The organism is Pseudomonas sp. 2FE (assembly GCF_005503735.1).
Taxonomy (GTDB): Bacteria; Pseudomonadota; Gammaproteobacteria; order Pseudomonadales; family Pseudomonadaceae; genus Aquipseudomonas.
Map to the genome: position 1 here is coordinate 1 of NZ_SCMO01000010.1, position 23,749 is coordinate 23,749.

The window sequence follows — 23,749 nt, forward strand, 5'->3', positions numbered from 1 at the left end:
TGCTCCAGCGCATCGAGCACAAAGTCGGTACGGGCTGAGCTGGACACGCGCCAGCCAACGATACGCCGGACGAATACGTCGATGACAAAGGCCACATAGACGAAGCCCTGCCAAGTGCTGACGTAGGTGAAATCCGAAACCCAGAGCGCGTTTGGCCGCTCGGCGCGGAACTGGCGGTTGACCTTATCCAGCGGGCACGCTTTGGCCTTGTCGCTGATCGTAGTCTTGACCGGCTTGCCGCGTACGACACCTTGCAGACCCAGTCGCCGCATCAGCCGCTCCACCGTGCAGCGGGCCGCCACTACGCCTTCGCGCTTGAGCTGCCGCCAGACCTTGCGCACGCCATAGACCTGGAAGTTCTCCTCCCAGACCCGCTGGATATGCCCGCTCAGCACCTCGTCACGCTGTGCTCGCGGGGAACGCCGCTCCGGGGCAGCCCGGCACAGAGCATGGGTGTAGTAGGTCGATGGAGCGATCGGCAGTACCCGGCAGATCGGCTCGACTCCATAAACCGCACGATGCTCGTCGATGAACGCCTTCATGGCTTGAAGCGGCGGTCGAGCTCCGCCTGGGCAAAATACGCGGACGCCTTGCGCAAGATTTCGTTGGCCTGGCGCAGCTCACGCACCTCACGTTCCAGTGCCTTGATCCGCTCGCGTTCGCTGCTGGTCTGACCTTCGCGCTTGCCACTGTCGCGTTCGGCCTGGCGCACCCAGCGGCGCAGCGTTTCGGCTGTACAACCAATCTTGGCGGCAATTGAGCAGATCGCCGCCCACTCCGAGTCATGCCCGTCTTGATGCTCCAGCACCAAACGAACCGCTCGCTCGCGGACTTCCGGGGAATACTTCGTTGCTGTCTTCATGGCTCCATCCTCTCAAGAGTTGGAGCCTCCGGGAAAGCCGGGGCGGTTCAGAGGGTAAGTGCCCTGGCTATCGGAGTTGAAATGCCTCAGATGATCGCGTAAGCGAAGCTCGCCAATTATGTCCTGCCAGGTGAAGCCTGAAAGGCAACGGCAGCGAGGAATCATCTCCGCCGAGTCGGAAAACACAACCCCAGGCATCGGGCCGGGAGAGTCACAAGTCCGATGACCTCAACTGCTCCAACCGCCCGGTGCGGACCCGCATGCCGGGTGGTGTGGGAGGGGCGCAGCTTCGGCTGCCCCCTATCCCGATTTTCGCTCGGGTTTAGTTCTGCGCGAGCTTCTGTTCGTATTGCTGCAACAGTTGCTTGGCGTGCGCCACTTCCAGCGCTTCCATGGCATTGATCGGTTTGATCGTCACGGCGCGCTTGAGATGCTCGACGGCCTTCTGCTCCTCATTCTCGCCATACAGGTAACTCAACGCATTGGCGTATTCGTAGTGACCGATCGGCAGGTTGTCGGACTCTTTGAAGGAGCGGGCGAAGTAGGTTTCCATTTTGTCCGCGCTGACTCCGTAGGTCATGTTCCCCACCAGTTTGCCGACCTTGCGGATCACCCCGGCTTCATAGCCGCCATACAGGGCGAGGGCGAAGGGTTGTTGCGGCTGCTTGGCCAGCAGGGCATCCAGCTCCTTGGGGATCTGACTGGTGTAGCCGCGTTTCAGCACCACCGCAACCGACAACTCTTCGCCCAGGCGCGCCTTGGCATAGACGCGGCCGAACAGGGCAACAGTGTCGGCCTGGACCAGGCTGCCGGCCTGGTCGGTGTAGTCGATCACTTCTTCCAGCAGGCGGTGTTTTTCCTCCTGGTTCGCTACCAGGAACATGGCGTACACCACCTGGGCGAACATCGCCGGGATTTGTCCGCCGCCGCCGAGCGCCAGGCCCTGTTTTTTGGCTTCGGCAAAATCGCCGCGAAACATCAGGCGCCAAACCTCTTGCAGCTTGCTGGCATAAAGCTCGGCCTCTTCCGGTTTGCCGGTGAAGCCGGTGTTGCCAGTTGCGCTCAGCTCCAGTGCTTGCGGATAGGTGGCGGCCATGCTCGCCACCCAGGCGGCGTCCGGGAACGGATAGTCGGCCCCAAAACCACGGGTCAGCTGTGGCCAGGCTTGGCGCAGTTTGTCGCCCGAGTAGTCGAAGGCGCTTTGCTCGTAGGGGAAGGGTTGCCAGTTGTCGTCCGCCACAGCGCTGAGGCTGCAGACGGCGAGGAGGGCAAGTAGATAGCGGCGCATGGCGATGACCTGTTTTTGTTAGAGGTTCCCGCAAGGGGTGCGCCGATCATAGGTCGCAGCGGCTGGCGACCCACCCCATCCTAGGAATGGCTGTCCTTGTGCTGGAACTGCCGGCGGTATTGGTTGGGCGACAGTTCCGTGTGCTGGCGGAACAGCCGGGCAAAGAAGCTGGCGTCGTCGTAGCCGACCTCGTAACTGATGGTCTTGATGCTCTTGCGGGTGGCGCTCAGCAGGCCCTTGGCTGTTTCGATCCGTAACCGTTGCAGGTAATGCAGGGGTTTGTCGCCCGTGGCGGCCTGGAAGCGCCGCATAAAGTTGCGAATGCTCATGCCGTGCTCGCGCGCGACATCCTCGAAGCGAAACTTGGCGGCGAAGTGTTCTTCCAGCCACTGCTGGATGTGCAGGATGGTCACGTCCTGGTGCAGCTTCTGGCCGCCGAAGCCGATCCGCCCAGGCGTGTAGTTGCGTTGCACTTCATACAGGATGTCGCGGGCTACGGCCTGGGCGACGCTGGCGCCGCAGAAGCGCTCGATCAAATAGATGTACAGGTCGCAGGCGGAGGTGGTGCCGCCGGCGCAGTACAGGTTGTCGGCATCGGACAGGTGCTTTTCCTGATTCAGCAGCACCTTGGGGAAGCGCTCGGCGAATTCGCGGAAGAAGCGCCAGTAGGTGGTCGCTTCCTTGCCGTCGAGCAAGCCGGCCTGGGCGATCCAGAATACGCCCATGGCTTCGCCGCAGAGCACGCTGCCGGCGGCGTGTTGACTGCGTAGCCAGCTCAGGACTTGCGGATGGCGGCTGCAGAGCGCATCAAAGTCGCCCCAGTAGGCGGGGAGGATGATCACATCGGCCGGCTCCAGCGCGCCATCCACGGGCAGGATGACATCGCTGAAGCTGCGTACCGGCTGGCCGTCGGGGCTGACCAGTTGAATCTCGAACGCAGGTGTCAGGCCCTGCCCCTGTTGCCTGCCGTAGCGCAGGCTGGCCATGTGGAAGAAGTCTTTAGCCTGCATCAAGGTGGAGGCGAACACGCCTTCAGTGGCGAGAATGCTGACTCGTTTCAGGGGGGCGGACTGCGCGGTAAGCATGGGTTGTTGTTCTTATCAGGGGAAAGTGGTCAATGGCTGGCTGGATCGTCTTATTTTTTGTCGCATGTGTCCAGTGCGTCCGGGCGTTTGACTGTCCTACAGTCTGGACCTGCCAATCCTGGCGTTAGACGTCTCCTCGCAGGTGCAATCATGATCCCAAGAACCCTGTTCAGCTCTGACCATGAGCTCTTTCGCGACAGCGTGCGTAAGTTCCTTGAGCAGGAGGCGGTGCCTTTCCATCATCAGTGGGAAAAGGATGGGCATATCGACCGTCAGCTGTGGAATAAGGCCGGTGAGGCCGGAATGCTCTGCTCGCATATTCCCGAGGAGTACGGCGGCATAGGCGCGGATTTTCTCTATAGCGCGGTGGTGATCGAAGAAATCAGTCGTCTGGGGCTGAGCGGCATCGGTTTCTCCCTGCACTCGGACATCGTCGCGCCGTACATCCTGCATTACGGCTCCGAAGAGCTGAAGCATAAGTACCTGCCGAAGCTGGTTTCCGGCGAGATGGTCACGGCCATCGCCATGACCGAGCCGGGGGCGGGCTCTGACCTGCAAGGCGTGAAGACCACTGCCGTACTGGATGGTGATGAGTATGTGATCAATGGCTCGAAGACCTTTATCACCAATGGCTATCTGGCCGATCTGGTGATTGTGGTCGCCAAGACCGATCCCAAGGCCGGCGCCAAGGGCACCAGTCTGTTCCTGGTGGAGGCGGGGACTCCGGGCTTCGCCAAGGGCAAGCGCTTGGAAAAGGTCGGCATGAAGGCGCAGGACACCTCCGAGTTGTTCTTCCAGGATGTGCGGGTGCCGAAGGCGAATCTGTTGGGTCAGGCGGGCATGGGCTTCGCTTATCTGATGCAGGAGCTGCCGCAGGAACGTTTGACCGTGGCGCTCGGCGCCCTGGCCTCGGCCGAGGCCGCGTTGCAGTGGACGCTGGACTACACCCGTGAGCGTAAAGCCTTCGGCAAGGCCATCGGTGACTTCCAGAATACCCGTTTCAAGCTGGCGGAGATCGCCACCGAGGTGCAGATCGGGCGGGTTTTCGTCGATCGCTGCCTCGAGCAGCACCTGCAAGCTAAGCTCGACGTACCGACCGCTGCGATGTGCAAATACTGGACAACCGATCTGCAGTGCAAGGTCTTGGATGAGTGTGTGCAGTTGCACGGTGGCTACGGCTATATGTGGGAATATCCGGTGGCGCGAGCCTGGGCGGATGCGCGGGTGCAGCGGATCTATGCCGGCACTAACGAGATCATGAAGGAAATCATCGCGCGCTCGTTGTAAGGCGCGCATAGGAAAAAGCCAGGCTTCGGCCTGGCTGTTTTACTCACCCCAGGTCTTGCTGCTCAGGCACAAAGCGCTAACTTTCAGGTCGGTACGACCGAGCTTACGAAACTCCATAAATATCGCCTCGCGCAAAAATGGCATCGAATCAGGTTGAAATTTTCCGCGCAATCGGCATAATTCCGCAGCTGTTTTCGGCGGGGGATGCCTAGCCTGCCGAACTGGCCGTACGGACGTGATGACCCGAGCCCCCGATAGCGTCCGTCTCTGGCTGTCTTTGACTTGTCAAAGCACGCACTATTAAGTAAGATCCGCCGTCTCATTTCAGGGCGGCCCCTGAGGCTATTAAAGAATGAAAACTTTTACTGCTAAACCGGAAACTGTTAAGCGCGACTGGTTTGTCGTCGACGCTGCAGGTCAGACTCTGGGTCGTCTGGCCACAGAAATCGCTAGCCGTCTGCGTGGCAAGCATAAAGCCGAATACACCCCGCACGTTGATACCGGCGACTACATCGTCGTTATCAATGCCGAGCAGGTGCGTGTGACCGGTGCTAAGACCACTGACAAAATGTACTACTCTCACTCCGGTTTCCCGGGTGGCATCAAGTCGATCAACTTCGAAAAGCTGATCGCCAAGGCGCCTGAGCGTGTGCTCGAGACCGCGGTCAAGGGCATGCTGCCGAAGAACCCGCTGGGTCGCGACATGTACCGTAAGTTGAAAGTGTACAAGGGTGCCGTGCACCCACACACTGCTCAGCAGCCCCAAGAACTGAAGTTTTAACGGAATAGTTCATTATGTCGGCGACTCAAAATTACGGCACTGGCCGTCGCAAGACTGCAACCGCTCGCGTTTTCCTGCGTGCAGGTACTGGCAAGATCTCGATCAACAACCGCACCCTGGAAAACTTCTTCGGTCGCGAAACTGCCCGCATGGTAGTTCGCCAGCCGCTGGAGCTGACTGAGACTGTCGAGAAGTTCGACATCTACGTCACCGTTCTCGGTGGTGGTGTTAGCGGTCAAGCTGGTGCAATCCGCCACGGCATCACTCGTGCCCTGATGGACTACGACGAAGCTCTGCGTCCTGCTCTGCGTAAGGCTGGCTTCGTGACTCGCGATGCCCGTGAAGTTGAGCGTAAGAAAGTCGGTCTGCGTAAAGCGCGTAAGCGTCCGCAGTACTCGAAGCGTTAATTCGCTCCTGCGTTCAAAAGCGCCCAGTTTCCTTTCGGAGCTGGGCGTTTTTTATGGGCGCTGGTTAGCGTTGCGACAACTTGCCGCACCGGTAAATGCCGCGCCCGACAAGGCTTTCAGCCATTTTGTATCCAGTAATTGCCTTGTCAGAAATGGGGCTTTTCTTTACCATTTGGCAAATTTTTTGCGCGGCTTGATTTTTACTTAGTAGATGCCTGAATAACAGGCCACAAAGCTGATGGGAGACGACTGAATGAGCAATGACGGCGTGAATGCAGGCCGACGTCGCTTCCTGGTAGCGGCCACTTCCGTGGTGGGTGCTGCAGGAGCGGTGGGTGCTGCGGTCCCGTTCGTGGGGTCATGGTTCCCGAGTGCCAAGGCCAAGGCCGCAGGGGCGGCGGTGAAGGTGAATGTCGGCAAGATTGAGCCTGGCCAGCAGATGATTGCTGAGTGGCGTGGTCAGCCGGTGTTTATCGTGCGCCGTACCGAGGAAATCCTCGGTAACCTGGTCAAGATCGAGGGGACCCTGGCCGATCCGGAATCCAAGGCATCGACTCAGCCCACCTACGTGGACCCTGAGGTGCGCTCGATCAAGCCGGAAATCTTGGTGCTGGTTGGTATCTGCACGCACTTGGGCTGCTCCCCATCCTTCCGCCCGGAAGTGGCGCCAGTCGATCTCGGCGCTGAGTGGGTGGGTGGTTATTTCTGCCCTTGCCACGGTTCGCGTTACGATCTCGCCGGTCGCGTCTACAAGTCGCAGCCTGCCCCCTTGAATCTGCCAGTGCCGCCGCACTCATATGAGTCGGACGAGGTCATTGTCATCGGTGTGGACCAGGAGAAAGCCTGATGAGCAAATTCATGGAGTGGGTTGATGCGCGCTTTCCCGCCACCAAGATGTGGGAAGACCATCTAAGCAAGTACTACGCACCGAAGAACTTTAACTTCTTTTACTTCTTTGGTTCCTTGGCTCTGTTGGTGCTGGTCAATCAGATCGTCACAGGCATCTGGCTGACCATGAGCTACACCCCCTCGGCGGAAGAGGCGTTTGCCTCCGTCGAATACATCATGCGTGATGTGGAGTACGGTTGGATCCTGCGTCTGCTGCACTCGACCGGCGCTTCGGCGTTCTTCATCGTGGTTTATCTGCACATGTTCCGTGGTCTGCTCTACGGTTCCTATCAGAAGCCGCGTGAGCTGGTCTGGATCTTCGGCATGCTGATCTACCTGGCGTTGATGGCTGAAGCCTTCATGGGTTATCTGCTGCCTTGGGGGCAGATGTCCTACTGGGGTGCCCAGGTAATCATCTCTCTGTTCGGTGCGATCCCGGTGATCGGTGCTGATCTGACTCAGTGGATCCGTGGTGACTACCTGATTTCGGGGATCACGCTGAACCGCTTCTTTGCGCTGCATGTGATAGCGCTGCCGATCGTGGTGCTTGGTCTGGTGGTATTGCACATCCTGGCGCTGCACGAAGTGGGTTCGAACAACCCCGATGGTGTGGATATCAAGAAGCACAAGGATGCCAATGGTGTGCCGCTGGACGGTATTGCGTTCCATCCGTACTACACCGTGAAAGATATCGTCGGCGTGGTGGTATTCCTGTTCATCTTCTGCGCGATCGTGTTCTTCTTCCCGGAAATGGGCGGTTATTTCCTCGAGAAGCCCAACTTTGAAGTGGCTAACGCCTTCAAGACTCCTGAACATATCGCGCCGGTTTGGTACTTCACGCCGTTCTACGCAATTCTGCGGGCGATCCCGGACAAGCTGATGGGTGTAATTGCCATGGGCGCCGCTATCGCAGTGCTGTTCGTGTTGCCGTGGCTCGACCGTAGTCCGGTCAAGTCCATGCGTTACAAGGGCTGGCTGAGCAAGATCTGGTTGCTGGTGTTCTGTGTCTCCTTCGTGATTCTCGGTGTGCTGGGTGTTCTGGCGCCGACTCCGGGGCGGACGCTGCTGTCGCAGGTGTGTACGTTCCTGTACTTCGCGTATTTCATCCTGATGCCGTTCTACACCAAGCTTGAGAAGACCAAACCGGTTCCGGAAAGGGTGACTGGCTGATGAAAAAGCTATTTGCTGCACTGATTTTCGCTGTATTGCCGGCCATTGCCTTTGCCAACACTGGTGGTGGTCACGCGCTGGATGAGGTCGATATCGACCTGACCGATAAGGCTGCCCTGCAGGATGGTGCGCGGACTTTCGCCAACTACTGCATGGGTTGCCATAGCGCCAAGTTTCAGCGTTACGAGCGGGTCGCCGATGATCTGGGGATTCCGCACGAGCTGATGCTGAGCAACCTGGTGTTCACCGGCGCCAAGATCGGCGACCTGATGAAGATCGGCATGCAGCCGGCCGATGCCAAGAGCTGGTTCGGCGCTGCGCCGCCCGACCTGACCCTGGTGGCTCGTGTGCGTGGTACCGACTGGCTGTACACTTATCTGCGCAACTTCTATGAAGACCCGGCGCGGCCCTGGGGTGTGAACAACAAGGTGTTCCCCAACGTTGGCATGCCTAACGTGTTGGTTGGCCTGCAGGGTCGCCAGGTGGTTGGTTGCAAGCAAGTGCAAGTGATCGATGAGGGTAAGAAACAGTACGACCCGTTGACCGGTACGCCGATTACTCATGAAGCCTGCGATCAACTGACTGTACTGCCGAAGACCGGCAAGCTGAATGAGGCCGAGTTCGACGAGAAGGTTAAGAACCTGGTGACCTTTCTGGAATACTCGGCCAATCCGGTGAAGCTGCAAAGCCAGCGCATCGGTACCTATGTGCTGCTCTATCTGGCCTTCTTCTTCGTGTTTGCCTATCTGCTCAAGCGCGAATTCTGGAAGGACGTGCATTAATAAGCTGTATTCCCGCTGTTGACGTGCGCGCCCGCTTTGGGCGCGCACGTCTTTCTGCTTCTGATAACTTTAACAAGCGAGGAGGACCGCCATGGGCGTGACCAATCGGTTGGCCTGTTACTCCGACCCCGCCGACCACTATTCCCATCGCGTACGTATCGTGCTCGCCGAGAAGGGTGTAAGCGCCGAGATCATCAATGTCGAGCAGGGCCGCACACCGGCCAAGCTGATAGAGGTGAACCCCTACGGCAGCGTACCAACCCTGGTCGATCGTGATCTGGCGTTGTATGAATCGACTGTGGTGATGGAATATCTGGACGAACGCTATCCGCACCCACCCTTGTTGCCGGTCTATCCGGTGGCGCGGGCGAATAGCCGGCTGCTGATTCATCGTATCCAGCGTGACTGGTGTGCGCTGGTGGACCTGATTCTTGATCCGCGCAGCAAGGAGCCGGCCCGGGTTCAGGCGCGCAAGGAGTTGCGCGAAAGCCTGACAGGGGTATCGCCGCTGTTCGCCGACAAGGCATTCTTCCTCAGTGATGAGCTGAGTTTGGTAGATTGCTGCCTGTTGCCGATCCTCTGGCGTTTACCGAAATTGGGGATCGAGTTGCCGAAGCCGGCCAAGCCGCTACTGGATTACATGGAGCGTCAGTTTGCCCGCGAGGCCTTCCAGGTCAGTCTGTCTGGTGCCGAGCGCGATATGCGCTAAAGCTGAAGGAGCTTTCGATGAACTCCAGTCGTCCTTATCTGATTCGTGCGCTTTACGAATGGATTGTTGATAACGATTGCACGCCGCATCTGTTGGTCAATGCCGAGTATCCCAACGTGCAGGTGCCGCAGGGCTTTGCCAGCGACGGCCAGATAGTGCTGAACGTCTCGCCGGGTGCCGTGCGCCATCTGCATATGGATAACGAAGCGGTGAGCTTCGAGGGGCGTTTCGGTGGGGTGGCGCATACCTTGTATATCCCCGCAGCGGCTGTGCTGGCGATCTATGCTCGCGAAAACGGCCAAGGCATGGTCTTCGACCTGGAGCCGCCGGTGGTGGATGAAGAACCTGACTCCGGGCCGGACGATGAGGGGCCGTCCGGTGGCGAGCCGCCCAGACCGAGTGGGCGACCCAGTCTGAAAGTGGTCAAGTGAAATAAAAAAGGCGATCCAGTGGATCGCCTTTTTGCGGCTTGCGGGTTGCTCAGTTGGTGTACTCGAACAGTTTCACGACCTTCTGCACGCCAGACACGCTCTGCACCACGCTGGTGGCACTGGCGGCTTCCATGCGGGTCACCAGGCCGAGCAGGTAGACGATGCCATTTTCGGTGATCACCTTGATGCGTGAGCTGGGCACGGCGTTGTCGGCGAGCATCTGCGCCTTGATCTTGGTGGTCAGCAGGCTGTCGTTGCTGCGCGCTAGAACCGACGTCGGTGGCAGAACCTGCAGCTCATTGTGCACCTTGCGCACGCCTTGTACCGCACGTGCGGCCTGTTCGGCGCGATCCTTCAGCTCACTGCGCGGCGTCTGACCGGCGAGCAGGATGATGCCGTTATAGCTGCTGACCACGATGTGCGAGCTCGGGCTGCTGAGATCGGCGTGGGCGCGGGAAATGCTGTTGCTGACATCAGGGCCGACGAATTGGTCGTCGATCTTGTTGCCTACGCTGCGGCTACCGCAGCCGCCGAGGGCGAGGCTCAATGCCAGGGCGATTAGGATCAGCGGGGAACGGGTCATTCTTCACTCCCAAACAGTTGGCTATCAATCAGGTCGCAGAGGCAGTGAATGGCCAGCAGGTGGACTTCCTGAATGCGTGCGGTGACTTTCGACGGTACGCGGATTTCCACGTCTTCTGGCAGCAGCAGCGAGGCCATGCCGCCGCCGTCGCGGCCGGTAAGGGCGACCACGACCATCTCGCGGTCGTGGGCCGCCTGGATGGCCTGGATCACGTTGGCCGAGTTGCCGCTGGTGGAGATCGCCAGCAGCACATCGCCCGGTTGACCGAGGGCGCGGATTTGCTTGGAGAACACCTCGTTGTAGCTGTAGTCGTTGGCGATCGAGGTGATGGTCGAGCTGTCGGTGGTCAGGGCTATCGCCGGCAGGCTCGGGCGCTCGCGCTCAAAGCGATTGAGCAGTTCGGAGGAGAAGTGTTGGGCGTCGCCGGCCGAGCCGCCGTTGCCGCAGGAAAGGATCTTGCCCTCGTTGAGCAGGGCGTGGACCATCGCCAGGCTGCCTTGCTCAATGAATGGTACTAGCACTTCCATGGCGTGCTGTTTGGTCTCGATACTGGCCTGGAAAAGCTGGCGGATACGGGATTGCATGTCCATCAGGTATGACCTTCAGTGTGGCTGCTGATCAGGTGGCTTCAGGCTTGTATCCGAGGCCACCGGCTGCAAGGGTGTATCGCTCGGCAAGCGCAGACCGGGGTCTGGGGTTTCGCCGAAGCTGAGTTCGGGTTTTGCTCTGCGCGGATCGGGCGTCTGTGCTGACCGGGCCTGCAGTTCTCTTATCGTGTCAGGCTGAATTGCGCTGGGCTTGCTCAGGTGTCAAAGGCGTTCTGGATCCAGTTCAGTCGTGCCGCTGGGTTGCCGTCGACACCGATGGCTACGACATCAAAACGGCAGGGATGTTTAGCCCAGCGCGACTCTTGTTGCAGAAAGTGTTCTGCGGCGGCGGCGAGTTTCCCGCGCTTGCGCGCATCGACGCTCTCCAGTGCGCCGCCCCAGGCGGCATGCCGCCGGTAGCGGACTTCGACGAATACTACTGTATCGCCGTCGAGCATGACCAGATCGAGCTCGCCGCGCCGGCACAGCCAATTCTGCGCCAGCAGGCGCAGTCCGTGTTGCTCCAGGTGCTGGCGGGCCAGGACTTCGGCCGCCCGGCCGCTGGTTTGACGACTGCTGTTATCGATCAATTGACGCTGTCGGGGAGGCGCTGGACCTGGCCGTCGCGGAACTCGGCCCAAGGGAGCTGGCGTTCGATGCGTTGTGTCGGGTTCAGGCTGAGGCTACCGGAGAGACCGTCGACACGGCTGTCTGGCAGGGCTTTGAGCTGGCTCAGGCGAGGTGCCAGGCGATAGGCGTCGACGCCCATGGCATAGAGCCGACCCAGGCTGCCGGCAGCCTGTGGCCATTGAGCGCTGACTTGTTGGCGCAGCGGATCATTGGCGTCGAGTAGCCAGGGCGTTTCGCAAAAGCGAATGCCGTTGAGGTCGAGGTACTGCGTCGGATTGCTGCCGCCGGTAAACAGGTGAGAGGTGGCATAGACCGGCACATCACCGGCGTATTGGAAGGCTAGGGTTGGTTTGATCTGCTGCGCTTGCTGCGGCGTGGCGGCGAGGAAGATGAAATCGACGTCTTGACGGCGTGCCGGTTGCGCGGCAATCGCTACGCCGAGAGTGCTTTGCAGGCGTTTGGCGCGGGCTTCGCTTTGGCGTAGCTGGAACAGATCGGCAATCTGCTGGGCCAGCTCGACGGGCTGATCGACGTGCTCCGCGGCGATCAGGCTGCCACCGGCGGATTGCCAGCTTTGGCGGAAGGCGCCGAGTACGCGGTCGCCCCATTCACCGCGCGGTACTAGCGCCACTGCGCGGCGCATGCCATCGGCCCAGGCGCGGCGGGCTGCTTCGCGAGCCTCGTCTTCGGCCGCGAGACCGAACTGGAACAATTGCGCTGGGCCTTCCTGGCCGGCTTCGCTGTAGTTCAGGGCGAGGGTGGTCATTGGCAGTTGCTCGCGCTCGCTGAGCTGTTTGACCAGCGGCTTCTCCAGCGGGCCGACCACCAGTTGCACGCCGGAGGCTTGGGCTTGGCGGTAGAAGTCGTCCAGCGAAGTCAGCTGCGAGCTGTCGTACAGTTCGATGGCGGGAGGGTTTTGGCCGGCTTGCTGGGCTTGGTAGTGGGCGGCGAGGAAGCCGTCGCGGAGGGCGCGAGCGACCGAGGCCAGTTGGCCTTCCTGTGGCAGCAGCAGGGCGATCTTGGTTAGCGGCTGGCTGGCCAGCTCTTTAAGTTTGCTCAGGGGTAGCGGCAGTTGCTGGGCTGCTGGGTGTTGCGGATTCTGTTGGCGCCAGGTGTCGATGGCGGCCTGCTGCTGTTCCAGGGTGCCTGCGCTCTTCGAGATCCGCGCCAGTTGCAGCCAGCCAGTCAGGTCGGCATCGCCGCTGTCTTGCAATTGCTCGAGTGGCAGTGCCGCGACCAGTGCCCAGATGGCTTCATGGTTGGCATTGGCGGCTTCGCCGCTGAGCAGTGGTGCGATATAGATCCGTTCGCGAGCTGCCGCCAGCGTCTGGCCATCGGCCTCAAGGGCGCGGGCGCGAACCAGCTGGGTGCGCGCCTGCTGTTCCACTGGTAGCTCGCTCAGACGCCCCAGGCTCGGGTGGTTGAGCGCTTGCAGTGCGGACTTGGGCTTGTTGCGTGCGAGTGCCAGTTCGGCGGCCAAGGTGTTGGCGAAAATCTGTTGGGCAGGTTTCAAGCTATCCAACGGCACCTGTTCAAGGATGCGCGCGGCGTGCCCCAGATCCTTCTGGTTATAGGCCAGGTCGGCTGCGGCTAAACGCAGCAGAGCGGCTTGCTCTGGCTGGCTTTCAGTGGCCTGTTGCAGCAACTGCTCAATACTGGCTTCAGGGGTGCGTGGCAGTTCGCCAAGGCTGGACGAGGGCGAGCTGGCACAGGCAGCCAGCAGGCCGGCGAGGCAGAGGGCGGAGAGCGGTCGCAGGCAGGCGATCATGTAAGCGTTCCTGATACTTGATCAAATGAAGGGCGAATTGTACCCAAGCCCCGCCGGGGGCGCGATGTTGATGGTGTGAATCGGGCTACAATGCGCGCTTTATGTGATTCTTGAGGTGTGCGTTGTGACCGCTCCTGGTGCTCTGAATTCCGCTACTGGCATTCTTTATGTGGTGGCCACGCCCATAGGCAATCTGGATGACATCAGTGCACGGGCGCTCAAGGTGCTGCGGGGCGTGGCGCTGATTGCCGCCGAGGACACGCGTCACTCGATCCGTTTGCTCCAGCATTTCGGCATTGCCACGCCGCTGGCGGCCTGTCATGAGCATAACGAGCGCGACGAAGGTGGGCGCTTCCTGGCTCGCTTGCAGGCGGGTGAGGATGTTGCGCTGATTTCCGATGCCGGTACGCCGCTGATTTCCGATCCTGGCTACCATCTGGTTCGCCAAGTGCGGGCGGCGGGCATTGCCATTGTGCCAGTGCCGGGGCCTTGTGCGCTCATCGCGGCGCTGTCGGCGGCAGGTTTGCCATCGGATCGTTTTATCTTCGAAGGTTTTTTGCCGGCGAAGGCGGTGGGGCGGCGCGCCCGGCTCGAGTTGCTGAAAGAGGAGTCGCGCACGCTGATTTTCTACGAGGCGCCGCATCGAATACTGGAGTGCCTGGAAGATCTGCAGGCGGTCTTTGGTGGTGAGCGCATGGCCGTGTTGGCGCGCGAGCTGACCAAGACCTTCGAGACCTTGAAGGGCCTGCCGTTGGCACAGTTGCACGCCTGGGTGGCGGCCGACAGCAATCAGCAGCGTGGCGAGTGCGTGGTGCTGGTGGCGGGCTGGCAGGCACCGGAAGGTGACGAGGCCTTGAGTGCGGAGTCCTTGCGAGTGCTCGAGCTATTGCTCCAGGAGATGCCGCTGAAACGTGCGGCGGCACTGGCGGCGGAGATCACCGGGGTGCGCAAAAATCTGCTCTATCAGGTGGCACTGGAACGGCAAAAAACCTCTGAGTAGGTTCGGATTTTCGCAATATGGGAATGTGATTTGCTTCTCAAAAGACGTTTGAGCTTGTTCTCATGCCTGCCTGCCGCTACCCTAGGCGGCGGAGAGTCGATCGGACAGTCGCTGTCCCATTTCGTTCCGCGTTCTTTATGTGCGCTGCTCGAAGTGGGAGGGAGGAAAGTCCGGGCTCCATAGGGCGGAGTGCCAGGTAACGCCTGGGAGGCGTGAGCCTACGGAAAGTGCCACAGAAAATAACCGCCTAAGCGCTTCGGCGCCGGTAAGGGTGAAAAGGTGCGGTAAGAGCGCACCGCACGTCTGGTAACAGTGCGTGGCTAGGTAAACCCCACTCGGAGCAAGACCAAATAGGGATCCATTGGCGTGGCCCGCGCTGGATCCGGGTAGGTTGCTAAAGGCGTCCAGTGATGGCCGTCGTAGAGGAATGACTGTCCTCGACAGAACCCGGCTTACAGATCGACTCTCCACCTTTTCTTCTCTCCGCTTTACCTCCCGCAGCGCATTTCTAATACCGAAAAAATCTTACTCTTAACAAACTACTTTAAGTTTGAAGTTCAGCTTCTTGAGTTGGTTAAGTTTCGTCCTCAAAAAGGTCTCGCAAAGCCTCGCTAAACCCCCTCCTGAGTTCGCTAAATTGCCGTCCTATAAGGATTTTTCCCGCTTGGCGCGCCTTGACGGTGGGGTGGCCGCATTCCTATAGTGTGCAATAAGTGGCATGAAGTGGCATGAAGTGGGTTTTTTAGGCATGGACAGCCGATCAAAGTGGGGGAGCGCAACCTTGTTTCGCGGAGCTAACGCCATATCTCTCGACGCCAAAGGGCGACTCGCGATGCCAAGTCGGTATCGGGACGAGCTCGTTTCGCGTTCGAATGGCCAGCTCATCGTCACCATCGATGCTATCGATCCTTGCTTGTGCGTTTACCCGCTGTCCGAGTGGGAGCTGATTGAAGCGAAGCTCCGTGAACTGCCCTCTCTGCGTGAAGAAACCCGTCGCCTGCAACGCCTGCTGATCGGCAATGCCGTGGATCTGGAGTTGGACGCTAGTGGTCGCTTCCTGGTGCCGCCGCGCCTGCGTGAATACGCCAAGCTGGACAAGCGTGCGATGCTGGTCGGCCAACTGAATAAATTCCAATTGTGGGACGAGGACGCCTGGAACGCTGTTGCTGATGCGGATCTGGCGGCCATTAAACAACCCGGCGGTCTGCCGGACGAACTGCGTGATTTGATCCTATGACTAGCGGCTTCCGCCACATCACCGTATTGCTTGACGAAGCCGTTGAGGCTCTGGCCGTGCGCGCGGATGGCTGCTACCTGGACGGCACCTTCGGGCGCGGCGGGCACAGTCGGTTGATCCTCGAAAAACTTGGCCCGGATGGGCATCTACTCGGTTTCGATAAAGATCCACAGGCGATCGCGACTGGGGAAGCACTGGCGGCCGAAGACGGCCGCTTTGTCGTTGTGCAGCGCAGTTTTGCCGAGCTGGGCGAGGAGGTTGCGGCGCGTAATATGCTCGGCCGAGTGGCGGGGGTGCTGCTGGATTTAGGCGTCTCCTCGCCGCAGTTGGATGATGCTGAGCGCGGCTTTAGTTTCCTCAATGACGGCCCGCTGGATATGCGCATGGATCCGACTCGCGGCATTAGTGCGGCTGACTTTATCGCCAGCGCTTCCGCGGAAGAGATCGCCCGGGTCTTCAAGGAATATGGCGAAGAGCGTTTTGCCAAGCGCATGGCTCGCGCCGTCGTGGAGCGTCGGGAAGTTCAGCGTTTCGAGCGCACGGCCGACCTGGCCGAGGTGCTCAAGGTCGCTAATCCGGCTTGGGAAAAGGGCAAGAATCCGGCGACCCGTGCTTTCCAGGGCCTGCGCATCCATGTGAATAATGAGCTGGGCGACCTCGAGCGTGGTCTGGATGCCGCGTTGGAGGCCCTGGAGGTCGGTGGGCGGCTGGTAGTGATCAGCTTCCATTCACTGGAAGACCGCATCGTTAAGCTGTTTATGCGGCGTCATGTTAAAGGCGAGGCGGACAATCTACCGCGTGATCTGCCGGTTCGTTTCGCTGCCTTCGAGCCGCGGATCAAGGTGCTTGGCAAGCCGCAATTCGCTTCTGAGGCCGAGTTGAAGGCCAACCCGCGTGCGCGCAGTGCGGTCATGCGTGTGGCGGAGAAGCTGCGGTGAGTCGCGCCTTCGCCAAGCCCTTGCCGGGCGGCAGCCTGCTGATGCTGGCGCTGTTTGTCGGCGTGCTGGTTTCGGCGATTGCCGTGTCCTACAGCGCGCACTGGAATCGCCAACTGCTCAATGCGCTCTATGCCGAGCTCAGCGTGCGCGATAAGGCGCAGGCTGAGTGGGGCCGCCTGATTCTCGAGCAAAGTACCTGGACTGCGCATAGCCGCATCGAGACCCTGGCCAGCGAGCAGCTGGAAATGCGCATTCCTGAGCCGGCCGAAGTGCGCATGGTGGCGCCATGATGAAGCTCGAAGGCGCGCTTTATCCCTGGCGGTTTCGCGTGGTGCTGGCCTTGCTCGCGGCGATGGTGGGGGCGATCGCCTGGCGGATCATTGATCTGCATGTGGTCGATCATGACTTTCTTAAGGGCCAGGGTGATGCGCGTAGCGTGCGGCATGTGCCGATTCCGGCGCACCGCGGCTTGATTACCGATCGCAACGGTGAGCCTCTGGCGGTCAGCACTCCGGTCACCACCTTGTGGGCAAATGGCAAAGAACTGCAAGCCGCGCGTGATCGTTGGCCGGCCTTGGCGGCGGCGCTTGGCCAGGAGCCGAAAGCCTTCGCTCAGCGTCTGGAGCAGAGCACCGGGCGCGAGTTCATGTATCTGGTGCGCGGCTTGACGCCCGAGCAAGGTCAGGTCGTGCTCGACCTCAAGGTGCCGGGTGTCTACGCCATCGAAGAGTTCCGCCGTTTCTACCCGGCCGGTGAAGTGGCCGCGCATGTGGTGGGCTTTACCGACGTGGATGACAAGGGCCGCGAAGGCGTCGAGCTGGCTTTCGAAGACTGGCTGGCAGGTGTGCCGGGTAAGCGGCAGGTGTTGAAAGACCGTCGCGGCCGGCTGATCAAGGATGTGCAGGTCACGCAGAACGCCAAGGCGGGCAAGGCGCTGGCGCTGTCGATTGACCTGCGCTTGCAGTATCTGGCACACCGTGAACTGCGCAACGCCATGATCGAGTTCGGTTCCAAGGCGGCCAGCTTGGTGATGGTCGATGTGAAGACCGGCGAAGTGTTGGCCATGGTGAATCAGCCGGCTTACAACCCGAATAACCGCCGCAACCTGCAACCGGCGGCGATGCGAAATCGGGCGCTGATCGATGTGTTCGAGCCCGGTTCGACGGTCAAACCGTTTACCGTGGCGATGGGTCTGGCCTCGGGTAAATACCGGCCGGATACCGTGATGGATACCCGGCCCGGCTATATGCAGGTTGGCCGCAAAACCATTCGCGACACGCATAACTACGGCGTGCTGGATGTGACCGGGGTGATCAAGAAGTCCAGCAACGTCGGGGTCGCGCGAATCGCCCTGGATGTCGGTGGCGAAAGTCTTTACGCGACCTTGCAGCAGGTCGGCCTGGGGCAGGACACGGGCCTCGGTTTTCCCGGTGAGCGGGTCGGTAACCTGCCGAACTTCCGCGTCTGGAAGCCACTGGAAACCTCGATCATGGCCTTCGGCTATGGCCTGTCCGTGACTGCCGGGCAGTTGGCGCATGCCTACACCGTGCTCGGTAACTATGGTGGCAGCATTCCACTGTCGCTGGTCCGTCAAGACCGTGCGCCGCAGCCGGTGCAGGTGATTGACCAGACCATCAGCCGCGAAGTGCTGCAAATGCTGCGTACCGTGGTCGACGAAGACGGCGGTACGGCTTCGCGTGCACGGGTTCCTGGGTATCAGGTCGGCGGCAAGACCGGCACCGTGCACAAAACGTTGCCCGGCGGCGGCTATGCGCCTAACCAGTACCGCTCGGTTTTCGCCGGCTTGGCGCCGATCTCCAACCCACGGATTGCCATGGTGGTGGTGATCGACGAGCCGAGTAAAGTCGGTTACTACGGCGGTCTGGTCGCCGCGCCGGTGTTTGCCAAAGTCATGGCCGGCGCCCTGCGTCTGATGAACGTCGTTCCCGATAATTTGCCGCCGCCGGTCGTACCTCAGACGGCTGTGGCAAGCGCTGGTAAAGGAGGGCGGATCTGATGCCCATGCCGCTCAATCAGTTGTTGCCCGAGGCGGAAAGCTCGGTGCTGATCCGCGAACTGACCCTGGATAGCCGCAAGGTGCGTCCGGGCGATCTGTTCCTCGCCGTGCCGGGTGGCCAGCAGGATGGCCGTGTGCATATCGGCGACGCCATCGCGCGTGGCGCCGCCGCCGTGGCCTATGAAGCCGAAGGCGCAGCGGTGATGACGGCCAGCAGTGCGCAGTTGATTCCATTGAAGAACCTGGCGGGGCAGTTGTCGGCCATTGCCGGGCGTTTCTACGGTGAACCGAGCCGCGCCCTGCATCTGGTCGGCGTCACCGGTACCAACGGCAAGACCAGTGTCAGCCAGTTGCTCGCCCAGGCGCTGGATCACTTCGGCGAGCGCTGCGGGATTGTCGGCACCCTCGGGACGGGCTTTCACAATGCCCTGGAACAGGGTCGCCATACCACGCCGGACCCGATAGGCGTGCAGGCGGTGCTGGCCAACCTGAAGCAGGCCGGCGCACGAGCGGTGGCGATGGAAGTGTCCTCCCACGGGATGGATCAAGGCCGCGTCGCGGCCCTGGCGTTCGATGTGGCGGTGTTCACCAATTTGTCGCGCGACCACCTGGATTACCACGGTTCGATGGCGGCCTATGGTGCGGCCAAGGCCGAGCTGTTCGGTTGGCCAGGTCTGCGTTGCCGGGTGCTGAACCTGGATGATGCCTTTGGCCGCCAACTGGCTGCCGAGCTGCAGGAATCCCGGTTGATCACCTACAGCCTGGAAGACGCCAGCGCTTACCTGTATTGCAGTGAAGCGCACTTCGATGATCACGGCGTACGCGCCAAGCTGGTCACGCCTAAAGGTGAGGGCAGCCTGCGCAGCTCACTGCTCGGGCGTTTCAACTTGAGCAATCTGTTGGCGGTAGTCGGCGCCTTGCTTGGGATGGATTACCCGCTGGACGAAATTCTCAAAGTCCTGCCAGCGCTGCAAGGCCCTGCTGGGCGTATGCAGCGTCTAGGTGGCGGCAAGCAGCCGTTGGTCGTGGTCGATTACGCGCACACCCCTGATGCGCTGGAGAAAGTCCTCGAAGCCCTGCGCCCACATACTCAGGGCCGTCTGCTCTGCCTGTTCGGCTGCGGCGGCGACCGTGACCGCGGCAAGCGTCCACTGATGGCTGAGGTGGTCGAACGTTTGGCCGACGCTGTGTTGGTCACCGATGACAACCCGCGCGGTGAGGCTCCTGAGCAGATCTTCGCCGATATCCGTGCGGGCCTGACGGCACCGGAGAAGGTCCGTTTCGTCTACGGTCGCGGCCAGGCCATCGCCCAGTTGATCGCCAGTGCCGAGGCTGCGGACGTGGTCGTCCTGGCCGGCAAAGGGCATGAGGACTATCAAGAAATCCAGGGTGAGCGGCAGCCGTTCTCCGATCTGGACGAGGCCGGCAAAGCCTTGGCGGCGTGGGAGGTGGCGCATGCTTAAAGCTCTGCGTTTGAGTGAAATCGCTGCCCCCTTGAGGGGGCGCCTGGTCGGTGCGGACGGGCTGTTCAATGCGGTGAACACCGATAGCCGCGCGATTCAACCGGGTCAGCTGTTTATTGCCTTGACCGGCCCGCGTTTCGACGGCCACTCGTATTTGCATGAAGTGGCGGAGAAAGGCGCCGTGGCGGCTCTGGTCGAGCGTGAAGTCGCCGGTGCGCCGTTGCCGCAACTGGTCGTGCACGACAGCCGTCAGGCGCTGGGGCAACTCGCCGCCTTGAATCGCCAGGCCTACCTCGGCCCGCTGGCCGCAATCACCGGTTCCAGCGGCAAAACTACGGTCAAGGAAATGCTCGCCAGTATCCTGCGTGCGGGCATCGCCGGGCACGGTGGCCCGGTACTGGCGACCCGTGGCAACCTGAACAACGACCTTGGCGTGCCGCTGACCTTGCTGGAATTGGCGCCGGAGCATGTCGGCGCAGTGATTGAACTGGGGGCTTCGCGCATCGGTGAGATCGCCTACACCGTCAACCTGGCTCGGCCGCAAGTGGCAGTCATCACCAACGCCGGCACCGCCCATGTCGGCGAGTTTGGCGGACCGGAGAAGATCGTTCAGGCCAAGGGTGAGATCCTCGAAGGGCTCCCTGCAACAGGGGTCGCGGTACTCAATCTGGACGATAAAGCCTTCGCGACCTGGCAGTCGCGCGCCAAGGCCCGCAAGGTGCTGAGTTTCGCGCTGGATAACCCCAAGGCGGATTTCCGTGCCGGCGAGCTGAGCCGTGACGCCCGCGGTTGCCAGGCGTTTAGCCTGCATAGCCCAGCCGGTAGCGCGCGGATTCAACTCAATCTGCTCGGCGTGCATAACGTCGCCAATGCACTGGCCGCCGCCGGCGCGGCTTTCGCCCTGGGCGTGCCGCTGGTCGGTATAGTCGCCGGGCTGGAAAGCGTGCAACCGGTCAAAGGCCGCGCCGTAGCGCAGCTGGCGACGAACGGCGTGCGCGTCATCGATGACAGCTACAACGCCAACCCGACCTCCATGTGTGCGGCCGTTGATATACTCGCCGGCTTTTCCGGGCGCACCGTTCTGGTCCTCGGGGATATCGGTGAGCTGGGCGACTGGGCCGAGCAGGGGCACCGCGACGTTGGCGCCTATGCCGCCGACAAGGTTAGCGCCCTGTATGCCGTGGGCCCGCTGATGGCGCATGCCGTCGCGGCGTTCGGCGCCGGCGGTCGCCATTTCGCCGATCAGGCCAGCCTGATCGCGGCGCTGGGGGCCGAACAGGGCACCACCACCATTCTAATTAAGGGTTCGCGCAGCGCGGCGATGGAAAAAGTCGTCGCAGCCTTGTGCGGTACCAGCGAGGGGAGTCACTAAATGCTGCTGCTGCTGGCGGAGTATCTGCAACAGTTCTACAAGGGCTTCGCGGTCTTTCAATACCTGACCCTGCGCGGGATCTTGGGCGTGCTCACCGCGCTGTCGCTGTCGCTGTGGCTGGGGCCGTGGATGATTCGCACCCTGCAGATTCGCCAGATCGGTCAGTCGGTTCGTAACGACGGCCCGCAATCGCACCTGTCGAAATCCGGTACGCCGACCATGGGCGGCGCGCTGATTCTCTCGGCCATCGCCATCAGCACTTTGCTCTGGGCGGATCTGTCCAATCGGTATGTCTGGGTTGTGCTGATCGTTACGCTGCTGTTCGGTGGCATCGGCTGGGTCGACGATTACCGCAAGGTGATCGAGAAGAACTCGAAAGGTCTGCCAAGCCGCTGGAAATACTTTTGGCAGTCGGTGTTCGGTCTGGGCGCTGCGCTCTTCCTTTATATGACTGCGCCGAGCACGGTGGAAACCACCTTGATCCTGCCGGTCCTGAAGGATGTCAGCATTCCGCTGGGCATTGGCTTCGTGGTCCTGACCTACTTCGTCATCGTCGGCTCGAGCAACGCGGTCAACCTGACCGACGGTCTCGACGGCCTGGCCATCATGCCCACGGTGATGGTCGGCGGCGCGCTGGGGATCTTCTGCTACCTGTCGGGTAACGTGAAGTTCGCCGAATACCTGTTGATTCCCTACGTGCCGGGCTCTGGCGAGCTGATCGTGTTCTGCGCCGCGCTGGTCGGTGCCGGCCTTGGTTTCCTCTGGTTCAACACCTACCCGGCCCAAGTCTTTATGGGCGACGTCGGCGCCTTGGCCCTTGGCGCCGCGCTGGGCACCATCGCGGTGATCGTCCGTCAGGAAATCGTGCTGTTCATCATGGGCGGGGTGTTCGTGATGGAAACCCTCTCGGTGGTGATCCAGGTCGCCTCCTTCAAGTTGACCGGCAAGCGGGTGTTTCGCATGGCGCCGATTCATCACCACTTTGAACTGAAAGGCTGGCCGGAGCCGCGCGTCATCGTGCGCTTCTGGATCATCACCGTGATTCTGGTGTTGATCGGTCTAGCCACGCTGAAACTGCGTTAAGGACGAGGAGCCCATGACCCTGATCGCTTCTGACCACTTCCGCATCGTTGTCGGCCTCGGCAAGAGCGGCATGTCGCTGGTGCGCTTCCTCGCGCGTCAGGGCGTCCGCTTTGCTGTCGCCGACACGCGCGAGAACCCGCCGGAGCTGGCCACGATTCGTGCGCAGTTTCCGCAGGTTGAAGTGCGTTGTGGCGAGCTGGATGTGGACTTCCTCTGCCGTGCCGACGAACTCTACGTCAGCCCTGGCCTGGCGCTGGCCACCCCGGCGCTGCAACAGGCGGCTGTGCGCGGCGTGAAGTTGTTGGGCGATATCGAACTGTTCGCCCGCCACGCCAAGGCGCCGATCATTGCCATCACCGGCTCCAACGCCAAGAGCACGGTGACCACCCTGGTCGGTGAGATGGCGGCAGCCGCCGGTAAGAAGGTCGCCGTCGGCGGCAACCTCGGCACCCCGGCGCTGGAGCTGTTACAGGATGACGTCGAGCTGTACGTGCTCGAGCTGTCGAGCTTCCAGCTGGAAACCACCGAGCAACTGAATGCCGAAGTGGCCACCGTGCTGAATATCAGCGAAGACCATATGGATCGTTACAGCGGTCTGCCGGCCTATCACCAGGCCAAGCACCGGATCTTCCGCGGCGCCCGGCAAGTGGTGGTGAACCGTCAGGACGGCCTGTCGCGGCCGTTGATCGGTGAGCAAGTGCCGTGCTGGACTTTTGGCCTGAACAAGCCGGACTTCAAGGGTTTCGGCCTGCTCGAGGAGGGCGGTGAGAAGCATCTGGCCTTCCAATTCGAGACGCTAATGCCGGTACGCGAACTGAAAGTCCGTGGCGCACATAACCAGGCCAACGCTTTGGCCGCCTTGGCGCTGGGTCATGCGGTCGGCCTGCCGTTCGCGCCGATGCTGCAGGCACTGCGCGCCTTCAGCGGCCTGGCGCACCGCTGCCAATGGCTGCGTGAGCGGGCCGGGGTGAGCTATTACGACGACTCCAAGGCCACCAACGTCGGCGCCGCGCTGGCGGCCATCGAAGGTCTGGGGGCGGATATCGCCGGCAAACTGGTGCTGGTGGCCGGTGGCGACGGCAAGGGTGCCGACTTCTCGGCCCTGCGTGCGCCGGTCGGCAAGCATTGCCGCGCGGTCTTGCTGCTCGGGCGGGATGCGCAGTTGCTCGCACAGGCCCTGGGTGGTGAAGACGGGCACGATGGCGTGCCGCTGATTCACGTGAAAACCCTCGAGGAGGCGGTGCGCAAAGCCGCCGAGCTGGCTCAGGACGGCGATGCCGTGCTGTTGTCACCAGCCTGCGCCAGCCTGGATATGTTCAAGAATTTCGAAGAGCGCGGGCGCCTGTTTGCCCAAGCGGTGGAGGCGCTCTCCTGATGCTTA

Annotated in this window: 23 protein-coding genes, 1 other RNA gene, 2 pseudogenes and 1 other annotated feature; of the genes and pseudogenes, 18 read left to right on the top strand and 8 right to left on the bottom strand. The window is 61.1% G+C overall.

The window, feature by feature from the left end:
- From FFS12_RS14770 to FFS12_RS14780, 3 genes and pseudogenes are all read right to left on the bottom strand, one after another.
- Window positions 1–862, bottom strand: a pseudogene (locus tag FFS12_RS14770) (IS3 family transposase); the annotation flags it as partial.
- Window positions 468–584: a sequence feature (AL1L pseudoknot), on the bottom strand. (Overlaps the previous pseudogene by 117 nt.)
- Window positions 863–1,184: 322 nt before the next feature.
- Window positions 1,185–2,150, bottom strand: coding sequence for a hypothetical protein (locus FFS12_RS14775; protein WP_137887752.1), 966 nt, complete (start codon window positions 2,148–2,150; stop codon window positions 1,185–1,187).
- 80 nt (window positions 2,151–2,230) lie between these two features.
- Window positions 2,231–3,136: a GlxA family transcriptional regulator gene (locus FFS12_RS14780; protein ID WP_171011890.1), complete on the bottom strand. Its 906-nt coding sequence runs from the start codon at window positions 3,134–3,136 to the stop codon at window positions 2,231–2,233.
- Window positions 3,137–3,385: 249 nt separating this feature from the next.
- Between FFS12_RS14780 and FFS12_RS14785 the strand changes: the two genes are divergently transcribed.
- Window positions 3,386–4,522: an acyl-CoA dehydrogenase family protein gene (locus tag FFS12_RS14785; protein ID WP_137818140.1), complete on the top strand. Its 1,137-nt coding sequence runs from the start codon at window positions 3,386–3,388 to the stop codon at window positions 4,520–4,522.
- Between the two features lie 42 nt (window positions 4,523–4,564).
- On the opposite strand, the pseudogene FFS12_RS20050 reads toward FFS12_RS14785, so the two are convergent.
- Window positions 4,565–4,639, bottom strand: a pseudogene (locus FFS12_RS20050) (aldo/keto reductase); the annotation flags it as partial.
- 235 nt (window positions 4,640–4,874) lie between these two features.
- On the opposite strand from FFS12_RS20050, the gene rplM reads away from it, so the two are divergent.
- The 7 genes from rplM to FFS12_RS14820 all read left to right on the top strand — a co-directional run bounded on the left by rplM (window position 4,875) and on the right by FFS12_RS14820 (window position 9,690).
- Window positions 4,875–5,303 (top strand): 50S ribosomal protein L13, encoded by a 429-nt coding sequence (rplM, locus tag FFS12_RS14790; protein ID WP_119952216.1) that lies wholly within the window; start codon window positions 4,875–4,877, stop codon window positions 5,301–5,303.
- Window positions 5,304–5,317: 14 nt separating this feature from the next.
- Window positions 5,318–5,710 (top strand): 30S ribosomal protein S9, encoded by a 393-nt coding sequence (gene rpsI, locus FFS12_RS14795; RefSeq protein WP_122452435.1) that lies wholly within the window; start codon window positions 5,318–5,320, stop codon window positions 5,708–5,710.
- A 253-nt stretch (window positions 5,711–5,963) separates the two neighbouring features.
- Window positions 5,964–6,557, top strand: a complete 594-nt coding sequence (petA, locus tag FFS12_RS14800) for a ubiquinol-cytochrome c reductase iron-sulfur subunit (protein WP_137887756.1) — start codon at window positions 5,964–5,966, stop codon at window positions 6,555–6,557.
- Window positions 6,557–7,768 (top strand): cytochrome bc complex cytochrome b subunit, encoded by a 1,212-nt coding sequence (locus tag FFS12_RS14805; RefSeq protein WP_137887758.1) that lies wholly within the window; start codon window positions 6,557–6,559, stop codon window positions 7,766–7,768. The genes petA and FFS12_RS14805 overlap by 1 nt, the downstream gene beginning before the upstream one ends.
- Window positions 7,768–8,550, top strand: a complete 783-nt coding sequence (locus FFS12_RS14810) for a cytochrome c1 (RefSeq protein WP_137887760.1) — start codon at window positions 7,768–7,770, stop codon at window positions 8,548–8,550. Before FFS12_RS14805 ends, FFS12_RS14810 begins: the two co-directional genes overlap by 1 nt.
- A gap of 91 nt (window positions 8,551–8,641) precedes the next feature.
- Window positions 8,642–9,259, top strand: a complete 618-nt coding sequence (locus FFS12_RS14815; protein ID WP_137887762.1) for a glutathione S-transferase N-terminal domain-containing protein — start codon at window positions 8,642–8,644, stop codon at window positions 9,257–9,259.
- A 17-nt stretch (window positions 9,260–9,276) separates the two neighbouring features.
- Window positions 9,277–9,690 carry a ClpXP protease specificity-enhancing factor gene (locus tag FFS12_RS14820; protein ID WP_137818135.1) on the top strand — a complete coding sequence of 138 codons (414 nt, stop codon included), beginning with the start codon at window positions 9,277–9,279 and terminating at the stop codon, window positions 9,688–9,690.
- A gap of 49 nt (window positions 9,691–9,739) precedes the next feature.
- Here FFS12_RS14820 and FFS12_RS14825 read toward each other — a convergent pair whose 3' ends face one another.
- The 4 genes from FFS12_RS14825 to FFS12_RS14840 all read right to left on the bottom strand — a co-directional run bounded on the left by FFS12_RS14825 (window position 9,740) and on the right by FFS12_RS14840 (window position 13,258).
- Complete coding sequence (locus FFS12_RS14825; protein ID WP_137887764.1) at window positions 9,740–10,273, bottom strand: BON domain-containing protein; 534 nt, start codon at window positions 10,271–10,273, stop codon at window positions 9,740–9,742.
- Window positions 10,270–10,863, bottom strand: a complete 594-nt coding sequence (locus FFS12_RS14830; RefSeq protein WP_137887766.1) for a phosphoheptose isomerase — start codon at window positions 10,861–10,863, stop codon at window positions 10,270–10,272. Before FFS12_RS14830 ends, FFS12_RS14825 begins: the two co-directional genes overlap by 4 nt.
- Before the next feature lie 212 nt (window positions 10,864–11,075).
- The gene (locus FFS12_RS14835; protein ID WP_137887768.1) at window positions 11,076–11,450 is read right to left on the bottom strand and encodes a YraN family protein; all 375 of its coding nucleotides are present in this window, start codon (window positions 11,448–11,450) and stop codon (window positions 11,076–11,078) included.
- A complete protein-coding gene (locus FFS12_RS14840; RefSeq protein WP_137887770.1) occupies window positions 11,447–13,258 on the bottom strand; it encodes a penicillin-binding protein activator in 1,812 nt (603 codons plus the stop codon). The genes FFS12_RS14835 and FFS12_RS14840 overlap by 4 nt, the downstream gene beginning before the upstream one ends.
- Window positions 13,259–13,400: 142 nt before the next feature.
- Here FFS12_RS14840 and rsmI point away from each other — a divergent pair, with 142 nt between their 5' ends.
- From rsmI to murD, 10 genes are all read left to right on the top strand, one after another.
- Window positions 13,401–14,258 (top strand): 16S rRNA (cytidine(1402)-2'-O)-methyltransferase, encoded by an 858-nt coding sequence (gene rsmI / locus FFS12_RS14845; protein WP_372239470.1) that lies wholly within the window; start codon window positions 13,401–13,403, stop codon window positions 14,256–14,258.
- A 92-nt stretch (window positions 14,259–14,350) separates the two neighbouring features.
- Window positions 14,351–14,729: RNase P RNA component class A (gene rnpB, locus FFS12_RS14850), an RNA gene on the top strand.
- A 310-nt stretch (window positions 14,730–15,039) separates the two neighbouring features.
- Window positions 15,040–15,495, top strand: coding sequence for a division/cell wall cluster transcriptional repressor MraZ (gene mraZ / locus FFS12_RS14855; RefSeq protein WP_137887990.1), 456 nt, complete (start codon window positions 15,040–15,042; stop codon window positions 15,493–15,495).
- A complete protein-coding gene (gene rsmH / locus FFS12_RS14860; protein WP_137887774.1) occupies window positions 15,492–16,433 on the top strand; it encodes a 16S rRNA (cytosine(1402)-N(4))-methyltransferase RsmH in 942 nt (313 codons plus the stop codon). Before mraZ ends, rsmH begins: the two co-directional genes overlap by 4 nt.
- Complete coding sequence (gene ftsL / locus FFS12_RS14865) at window positions 16,430–16,723, top strand: cell division protein FtsL (protein WP_137887775.1); 294 nt, start codon at window positions 16,430–16,432, stop codon at window positions 16,721–16,723. The genes rsmH and ftsL overlap by 4 nt, the downstream gene beginning before the upstream one ends.
- Window positions 16,723–18,450, top strand: a complete 1,728-nt coding sequence (locus FFS12_RS14870; protein WP_137887992.1) for a penicillin-binding protein 2 — start codon at window positions 16,723–16,725, stop codon at window positions 18,448–18,450. Before ftsL ends, FFS12_RS14870 begins: the two co-directional genes overlap by 1 nt.
- Window positions 18,450–19,913 (top strand): UDP-N-acetylmuramoyl-L-alanyl-D-glutamate--2,6-diaminopimelate ligase, encoded by a 1,464-nt coding sequence (locus FFS12_RS14875; protein WP_137887777.1) that lies wholly within the window; start codon window positions 18,450–18,452, stop codon window positions 19,911–19,913. The genes FFS12_RS14870 and FFS12_RS14875 overlap by 1 nt, the downstream gene beginning before the upstream one ends.
- Window positions 19,906–21,285 carry a UDP-N-acetylmuramoyl-tripeptide--D-alanyl-D-alanine ligase gene (gene murF, locus FFS12_RS14880; protein WP_137887779.1) on the top strand — a complete coding sequence of 460 codons (1,380 nt, stop codon included), beginning with the start codon at window positions 19,906–19,908 and terminating at the stop codon, window positions 21,283–21,285. The genes FFS12_RS14875 and murF overlap by 8 nt, the downstream gene beginning before the upstream one ends.
- Window positions 21,286–22,368, top strand: a complete 1,083-nt coding sequence (gene mraY, locus FFS12_RS14885) for a phospho-N-acetylmuramoyl-pentapeptide-transferase (RefSeq protein WP_137887781.1) — start codon at window positions 21,286–21,288, stop codon at window positions 22,366–22,368.
- A 13-nt stretch (window positions 22,369–22,381) separates the two neighbouring features.
- The gene (gene murD / locus FFS12_RS14890; protein WP_137887783.1) at window positions 22,382–23,743 is read left to right on the top strand and encodes a UDP-N-acetylmuramoyl-L-alanine--D-glutamate ligase; all 1,362 of its coding nucleotides are present in this window, start codon (window positions 22,382–22,384) and stop codon (window positions 23,741–23,743) included.
- Window positions 23,744–23,749 lie beyond the last annotated feature (6 nt).

Excerpts from the sequence above, each read along its gene's own strand:
- murF (WP_137887779.1), top strand. The coding sequence starts at position 19,906 with ATGCTTAAAGCTCTGCGTTTGAGTGAAATCGCTGCCCCCTTGAGGGGG.
- rpsI (WP_122452435.1), top strand. The coding sequence starts at position 5,318 with ATGTCGGCGACTCAAAATTACGGCACTGGCCGTCGCAAGACTGCAACC.
- rplM (WP_119952216.1), top strand. The coding sequence starts at position 4,875 with ATGAAAACTTTTACTGCTAAACCGGAAACTGTTAAGCGCGACTGGTTT.
- FFS12_RS14875 (WP_137887777.1), top strand. The coding sequence starts at position 18,450 with ATGCCCATGCCGCTCAATCAGTTGTTGCCCGAGGCGGAAAGCTCGGTG.
- petA (WP_137887756.1), top strand. The coding sequence starts at position 5,964 with ATGAGCAATGACGGCGTGAATGCAGGCCGACGTCGCTTCCTGGTAGCG.
- rsmH (WP_137887774.1), top strand. The coding sequence starts at position 15,492 with ATGACTAGCGGCTTCCGCCACATCACCGTATTGCTTGACGAAGCCGTT.
- FFS12_RS14870 (WP_137887992.1), top strand. The coding sequence starts at position 16,723 with ATGAAGCTCGAAGGCGCGCTTTATCCCTGGCGGTTTCGCGTGGTGCTG.
- FFS12_RS14775 (WP_137887752.1), bottom strand. The coding sequence starts at position 2,150 with ATGCGCCGCTATCTACTTGCCCTCCTCGCCGTCTGCAGCCTCAGCGCT.
- FFS12_RS14815 (WP_137887762.1), top strand. The coding sequence starts at position 8,642 with ATGGGCGTGACCAATCGGTTGGCCTGTTACTCCGACCCCGCCGACCAC.
- FFS12_RS14805 (WP_137887758.1), top strand. The coding sequence starts at position 6,557 with ATGAGCAAATTCATGGAGTGGGTTGATGCGCGCTTTCCCGCCACCAAG.
- FFS12_RS14810 (WP_137887760.1), top strand. The coding sequence starts at position 7,768 with ATGAAAAAGCTATTTGCTGCACTGATTTTCGCTGTATTGCCGGCCATT.
- FFS12_RS14780 (WP_171011890.1), bottom strand. The coding sequence starts at position 3,136 with ATGGCCAGCCTGCGCTACGGCAGGCAACAGGGGCAGGGCCTGACACCT.
- FFS12_RS14785 (WP_137818140.1), top strand. The coding sequence starts at position 3,386 with ATGATCCCAAGAACCCTGTTCAGCTCTGACCATGAGCTCTTTCGCGAC.
- murD (WP_137887783.1), top strand. The coding sequence starts at position 22,382 with ATGACCCTGATCGCTTCTGACCACTTCCGCATCGTTGTCGGCCTCGGC.
- FFS12_RS14830 (WP_137887766.1), bottom strand. The coding sequence starts at position 10,863 with ATGGACATGCAATCCCGTATCCGCCAGCTTTTCCAGGCCAGTATCGAG.
- FFS12_RS14820 (WP_137818135.1), top strand. The coding sequence starts at position 9,277 with ATGAACTCCAGTCGTCCTTATCTGATTCGTGCGCTTTACGAATGGATT.
- FFS12_RS14840 (WP_137887770.1), bottom strand. The coding sequence starts at position 13,258 with ATGATCGCCTGCCTGCGACCGCTCTCCGCCCTCTGCCTCGCCGGCCTG.
- FFS12_RS14825 (WP_137887764.1), bottom strand. The coding sequence starts at position 10,273 with ATGACCCGTTCCCCGCTGATCCTAATCGCCCTGGCATTGAGCCTCGCC.
- mraY (WP_137887781.1), top strand. The coding sequence starts at position 21,286 with ATGCTGCTGCTGCTGGCGGAGTATCTGCAACAGTTCTACAAGGGCTTC.